Source organism: uncultured Clostridium sp., assembly GCF_963527835.1.
Taxonomy (GTDB): Bacteria; Bacillota; Clostridia; order Clostridiales; family Clostridiaceae; genus Clostridium.
In genome coordinates this window covers 1-6,833 of sequence record NZ_CAURTC010000071.1, presented here as the reverse complement: position 1 = coordinate 6,833, position 6,833 = coordinate 1, and the positions used below count along the sequence as shown (strand labels likewise).

Below are 6,833 nucleotides of genomic sequence, written 5' to 3'. Positions count from 1 at the left end.
ATTCAGGAGATATAGTTAAGGCTTTAGCAGCTGGAGCATGTGCAGCTATGATGGGATCAATCTTTGCAGGATGTGAAGAAGCACCAGGAGCTATAGAAATATATCAAGGTAGAAGCTATAAAGTTTACAGAGGAATGGGTTCACTTGGAGCTATGGCTAAAGGATCAAGTGATAGATATTTCCAAAATGGTACTAAGAAATTCGTTCCAGAAGGTGTGGAAGGAAGAATTGCTTACAAAGGACATTTAGCAGATACTATCTACCAACTAATAGGTGGAATAAAATCAGGAATGGGTTACTTAGGAGCACCAACTTTAGAAAATTTATATGAAAATGCTAATTTTGTTGTTCAAACTTCAGCAGGATTTAGAGAAAGTCACCCTCATGATATAAACATAACTAAGGAAGCACCAAACTACAGTGTTAACCAATAATTAGATTAAAAGCTTCAGCAAAATGTTAAAATATATATTAAGTTTTAACATTTTGTTGAATATATTTTATACATAAACGGAAAATGAAATTGTGGAGGAAAGCAAATGAGAGATTTAGTTTTAGTTGTCGACTTTGGTGGACAATATAATCAATTAATAGCTAGAAGAGTTAGAGAGTGTGGAGTTTATTGTGAAATAATACCTTACACATATAGCATAGAAAAAATAAAAGAAAAGAATCCAAAAGGAATAATATTCACTGGTGGACCAAACTCAGTTTACGGAGAAAACACTCCTACATTAGATAAAGAAATATTCAACTTAAATGTTCCTATATTAGGAATATGTTATGGAGATCAATTAATGGCACACCTTTTAGGTGGAAAAGTTGCTACTGCTCCAGTAAGAGAATATGGAAAAACTAATGTAACTTTAGATAATTCATCAAAATTATTTGCAGGAATAGAAGCAGATGAAACTTGTTGGATGAGTCATACTGATTACATAGCAGAAGCACCAGAAGGATTCAAAATCATAGCTCATACAGATGTTTGTCCAGTAGCGGCTATGGAAAACGAAGAAAGAAGACTTTATGGAGTTCAATTCCATCCAGAAGTTGAGCACACTCCATTTGGTCAAAACATGATGAGAAATTTCCTTTACAATATATGTGGATTAGAAAATTCTTGGTCAATGGCTTCTTTCGCAGAAGAAAAAATAGCTGAAATCAAGAAAATAGTTGGAGATAAAAAATTAATATGTGCATTATCAGGTGGAGTTGATTCATCAGTTGCAGCTGTTATGGTTCACAAGGCTGTAGGTAAGCAATTAACTTGTATCTTTGTTGACCACGGTCTATTAAGAAAAGATGAGGGAGATCAAGTAGAAAAAATCTTCAAAGAAGGTTTTGATATGAACCTTATCAGAGTTAATGCTCAAGATAGATTCTTAGGTAAATTAAAAGGAGTTTCAGATCCAGAAACTAAGAGAAAGATAATCGGAGAAGAATTCATAAGAGTATTTGAAGAAGAAGCTGGAAAATTAGGAGACATTAAATTCTTAGTTCAAGGAACAATTTATCCAGACGTTGTTGAAAGTGGAACAGATACTTCAGCAGTAATTAAGAGTCACCACAATGTTGGAGGACTTCCAGAAGATATGGAATTCTCATTAATAGAGCCATTAAGAGAATTATTCAAAGATGAAGTAAGAGCTGTAGGAGAAGAATTAGGAATTCCTCACCACTTAGTATGGAGACAGCCATTCCCAGGACCAGGATTAGCTATAAGAGTTCTAGGAGAAGTAACTGAAGATAAATTAGAAGTTGTTAGAGAAGCTGATGCTATATTCAGAGAAGAAATAGCTTTAGCAGGTCTTGAAAGTGAAATATGGCAATACTTCGCAGTATTACCTAACATTCAATCAGTTGGTGTTATGGGAGACGAAAGAACTTACTGCCACACTGTAGGATTAAGAGCAGTTACATCATCAGATGGAATGACTTCAAACTGGGCTCATATACCATATGAAGTTATAGATAAGGTTTCAAGAAGAATTGTAAATGAAGTTAAGGGAGTTAACAGAATTGTTTACGATGTAACTTCAAAACCACCAGCAACTATCGAGTGGGAATAATATAAGTAATTGATTCAGATAGGTATTAATCCTATCTGAATTTTAATATAATTTATCTGATTATAAATTATTAGGTCTAAATCAGATAAAATTTAAGTATCCAAACTAATCAAAAGATATATAAATTTTTATTACGGATAAATAGGCAGTCATTTTAATATGATTGTCTATTTATCTTGTTAAATCAATAAAAATGTATGATTACTTGTGATTAGATTATAAATGGTCTTAATAATATTTTGTGGATAATTTAGAGTTTTAATTTTGGTGGATAATTTTATATTTATAAATTACTTAATTACTTATAATTTAAAATAAAAAAAGTAGCTATGAAATTCATAGCTACTTTTGTTTTATATAAATGTTTTATTTTGCTGATTTCTTTTGTAAAGCTTGGAATAAAGCTATTACTCCAATTGCTACAATTATTAAAACTATAAATACTGAAAATCCTTGTGAATATCCAGCAAATCCTGATCTGTTTAGGAATGATGCCATTACAGGAGGTATTAAGAATCCACCTAAAGCACCTAATCCACCAATCCATCCTGAAGCTCCACCCATTGCCTCTGGAACTGCATTAGGAACTATTTTAAATACTGCTGCGTTTGCAACTCCCATACCAATAGCAAGTAAGATTATACCTATTATTGCTAAAGTCATAGTTGAAGCAAAAGTCATACAAATTGCACCAATAAGTGCTATTCCTAGAGAAACTATAGTAGTTATTTCTCCACCATTTTTATCAGCAACTTTTCCACCATATATTCTAGTTAATGAAGTTAATATAGAATATAAAGCTGTTAAAAGACCTGCTACTTTCATGTTTAATCCGAAATAAGTCATCCAGTAATTAGGGAACCAACCTGTTAATGCTAAGAATCCACCAAAAGTTGTGAAATAGATAAATACTAAAGCCCAAGTTTTCCATGATTTAGCTGATATTAAAAGTGTTTCACTTGCTTTTCCCTTAGGGAATAATTCTTGACCGTACTCTTTTGATGCTATTTCCTTAGCTTCATCTTTATTTATTCCTTTGTCAACAAGTTGGAAGTACCAAGCGTTTTGACCTATTTTTATGTAAATTACAGTACCAACTATTAAGAATATTAACCAAGCTAAGTAAGAACCAGGTAATCCTAATAGAGGAAGTGCTAAGTTTGGAATTAATAATGCAAATATTCCAGGTGCTAAGTTACCAACACCACCATATATTCCTAAAGCTACACCTTGTTTGCTTTTTGGGAACCAATATGATGCTTGGCTGACACCAACAGAGAATGTTGCTATACCACATCCAGATAATAGTCCAAGTGCAAATAATAAATAATAATATTGATTTAAGTTATCACTAAAGAAAGCTAATACTATGTATAAACCACCCATACCTATTATTGATAAAAGTAGTAAAACTATAAGTGGCTTTCTCCCACCAGTTGTGTCAACCCATGCTGAAAAAGGTATTCTAAGTAAAGAACCTGATAAGTTAGGGGCTGCAATAAGTAATGCTAATAATACTGGATTAAGGTTTACGAAAGCTTCTTTAAATACTGCAGAAGTTGGTCCATAAAGAGAAACTGCTGCAAAACCTATGAAGAAACCTAATGTAGCTCCTATTAATCCACGATTTGGATTACCTTTAAGATTTAAGTTTTTCATCTCATTCACTCCGTTTTTTCTTTGATTGTTAATTTTTTAACTCTGAAATTTATAATTATCTAATAAATACTTTGAAAGTATATCATCAAATAAAAGAATAAACTGTAACTTTTATCACGAAAATAAAAATAATTTTATAGTAACAAATTACTAGAATTTCATATTATATATATTATTATCTTTAAAATTAATAATTTAATACATATTAGGCATATATTTAAAATAACTTATTATTTAGACCTAAGATTCATTAATTGTAATTAATAATCTTTTTGAGAAAATATTTATAATGAAAAAATAATTTTACAATATTGCAAAAATATTGGAAATAATTTAAAATACAAATAATATAATTTTAAAAGACGTGTGTTTTTCTATGATATACACTTAGATTTTTAATAAAGTAATTATATATTAAGGTTTATTTTAATAATTTATTAATTTAAGTATGTGCTTAAAAATAAATTATAAACTATATAAGTGTTGACATGAAAATGAAGAAAAATACCTAATAAAATTTTATTTTAAAAATCACATTAAATGTATGTTATTGTAACAATATTTTTTATATGGGGCATTTAAATTTTGTTACATAACAGCAATAAATATATTAAAAGGGGGCAGATTAAATGAAAAAAAGAAAATTAGTTGCATTATTAACGGCAGGGTTAGCAGCTTCAATGTTATTTGTAGCATGTGGAGGAGGAGCTAACAATACAGCTCAAGGAAATGGTAATGGTTCAGAATCAGGAGGAACTACTAAGGATTTATCAAAGCCAGAGAGAATAGAGGCATCAAATCCTAGTGCACTTCCAGATGCTGCAAAAAATAGAACTGATACTTTAATAGTAGGAACTACAGATCCAAAGGGTGAATTTGTTCCAATATATTCTTCTACTCTTTATGATTCATGGGTTAACAAGTTAGTATTTGATGGATTGATTACTAATAATGAAAAGGGAGAACCAATTCCAAATGTAGCAGAAAGTTATGAAGTTTCTGAAGATGGAAAAACTTATACATTTAAATTAAATAAGGGTATTAAATTTACTAATGGTCAAGAATTAACAGCAAAGGATGTAGCATTTACATTTACTTCTATTTGTGATCCAGGATATGATGGACCAAGAATGGATGCTGTAAATAATTTAGTTGGATATGAAGAGTACAATAAGGGCGATGCTAGTAGTGTTGAAGGTATAAAGGTTATTGATGATTATACAATATCATTCACTAACAAGAATACTGATGCAGCTGGTATATGGAATTTTGAATATGGAATTATGCCAGAAAGTGTTTATAAATTTGAAAAAGGAAACTTCCAAGCTGTTAAGGATAAATTATTACAACCTGTAGGTTCAGGTGCTTATAAATTTGTTCACTTTAAACCAGGACAAGAAGTTAAGTTTGAAAAAAATGCTGATTACTGGAAAGGTGAACCAAAGATTCCTTATATAGTAATGAAAGTTACAAATGCACAAACATTATTACAAGAATTAATGGCTGGAACAGTTGATATAGATAGAGTTGGTGCTAAACCAGAAAATATAGATCCATTAAAACAAGCTGGATTCTTAAACTTAGATCTTTATATGCAAAATGGTTATGGATACATGGGACTTAACTATGGAAGTGATAAGGTTAAAGACCCTAAAGTAAGACAAGCGTTACTTTATGGATTAAATAGAGAAGGATTCATGCAATCTTATTACCAAGGATATGGTCAAGTTTACAACTCACACATTCTTCCTACTTCATGGGCATATAACCCAGATGTTCCTAAGTATGAATACAATCCAGAAAAAGCTAAAGAATTACTTGATGAAGCTGGTTGGAAAGATACAAATGGAAATGGAGTTAGAGATAAGGATGGAGTTGAATTAGAACTTCAATGGTTAACTTATACTGGTTCTAAATATGTTGATGCTTTAATCCCAATAGTTCAACAATCTTGGGAACAAATAGGTGTTAAAGTTACTCCAGAACTTATGGAATTTGGAACAATGATGGATAAAGTTAATAACAGAGAATATGATATATTCAATGGTGCTTGGAACCTTTCAATAGATCCAGATCCATCAGGAATATTTGCAATTTCTCAAGATGTACCAGGCGGATTTAATAATATTGGATGGAGAAATGAAGAAGCAGATAAGTTATTAAAAGAAGGTAAAGGAACAACAAATCAAGAGGAAAGAAAGAAAGCTTATGCTGAATGGCAATTAAAATTCTCTGAAGATGTACCTTATATTCTTCTTGGAAATGCTCAAGAAATGTTTGCATCAAATTCAAGAGTTAAAGGATACAACCCTTCAACTTATATAGATTGGACTCACGACATTTACAAACTTGAATTAGATAACAATAAATAAAATTTAAAATAAATTAAGAAATTAGCCTGGACAAAAAATCCAGGCTAATTTTGAAAAATGGGGGGAACAGCAATATGCTACAGTATATCACTAGAAGAATACTATTAATAATACCGACTATTGTTGGTGTATCATTAGTACTTTTCTTCATATTTGCTATGGCTCCAGGAGATGCTATTACAGCAAATATGGATCCAAATATGAGTGTAGAAACAAAACAAGCAATAAGAGAAAAATATCATTTAGATGAGCCAAAAACAACACAGTACATGTATTGGTTAAAAGGCGTTGTAACAGAAGGGTCTTTAGGAGAATCTTTTTACTATAAAAGACCAGTTTCAGAAGTAATGAAAGATTTTATACCAAATTCCTTTATTTTAGGAGCGGCATCACTAATTTTGGGGCTTATAATTGCGGTGCCAATAGGTATAGTTTCAGCAACAAAGCAATATTCATTTTTTGATAAATTTTTTACGGTATTTGCCCTTATGGGAATATCAATGCCATCATTTTTCTTTGGACTTATATTAATTAAATATTTAGGAGTTCAACTTAATTTATTTCCAATATCGGGTATGACTACTCCAGGAAGTGCATATACAGGAATGCAATATGTTCTAGATGTATTAAAACATATGATTTTACCACTTATAGTTTTAACTCTTGGAAGTGTAGGTGGATGGATGAGATACACAAGATCAAGTATGCTTGAGGTAGTTAGACAAGATTATAT

The 6,833-nt window shown here is 30.8% G+C and carries 5 protein-coding genes; 4 read left to right on the top strand and 1 reads right to left on the bottom strand.

Going from position 1 to position 6,833, the window contains the following annotated elements; all coding sequences use genetic code 11:
• Both RYM86_RS18290 and guaA read left to right on the top strand, forming a co-directional pair.
• The coding region (locus RYM86_RS18290; RefSeq protein WP_315082264.1) for an IMP dehydrogenase at positions 1-434 on the top strand (434 nt) is incomplete at its 5' end.
• Positions 435-539: 105 nt separating this feature from the next.
• Positions 540-2,069, top strand: coding sequence for a glutamine-hydrolyzing GMP synthase (gene guaA / locus RYM86_RS18285; RefSeq protein WP_011593045.1), 1,530 nt, complete (start codon positions 540-542; stop codon positions 2,067-2,069).
• 366 nt (positions 2,070-2,435) lie between these two features.
• On the opposite strand, the gene RYM86_RS18280 is transcribed toward guaA, so the two are convergent.
• Entirely contained in the window at positions 2,436-3,728 is a 1,293-nt protein-coding gene (locus RYM86_RS18280; RefSeq protein WP_003459498.1) for a nitrate/nitrite transporter, read from the bottom strand.
• A 629-nt stretch (positions 3,729-4,357) separates the two neighbouring features.
• Between RYM86_RS18280 and RYM86_RS18275 the strand changes: the two genes are divergently transcribed.
• Positions 4,358-6,100 (top strand): ABC transporter substrate-binding protein, encoded by a 1,743-nt coding sequence (locus tag RYM86_RS18275; RefSeq protein WP_270238124.1) that lies wholly within the window; start codon positions 4,358-4,360, stop codon positions 6,098-6,100.
• Between the two features lie 74 nt (positions 6,101-6,174).
• A partial coding sequence (locus RYM86_RS18270) for an ABC transporter permease (RefSeq protein ID WP_315082263.1) occupies positions 6,175-6,833 on the top strand: 659 nt, incomplete at its 3' end.

Bases quoted from the DNA above. Each gene is read 5' to 3' on its own strand.
- guaA (WP_011593045.1), top strand. From the start codon at position 540: ATGAGAGATTTAGTTTTAGTTGTCGACTTTGGTGGACAATATAATCAA.
- RYM86_RS18275 (WP_270238124.1), top strand. From the start codon at position 4,358: ATGAAAAAAAGAAAATTAGTTGCATTATTAACGGCAGGGTTAGCAGCT.
- RYM86_RS18280 (WP_003459498.1), bottom strand. From the start codon at position 3,728: ATGAAAAACTTAAATCTTAAAGGTAATCCAAATCGTGGATTAATAGGA.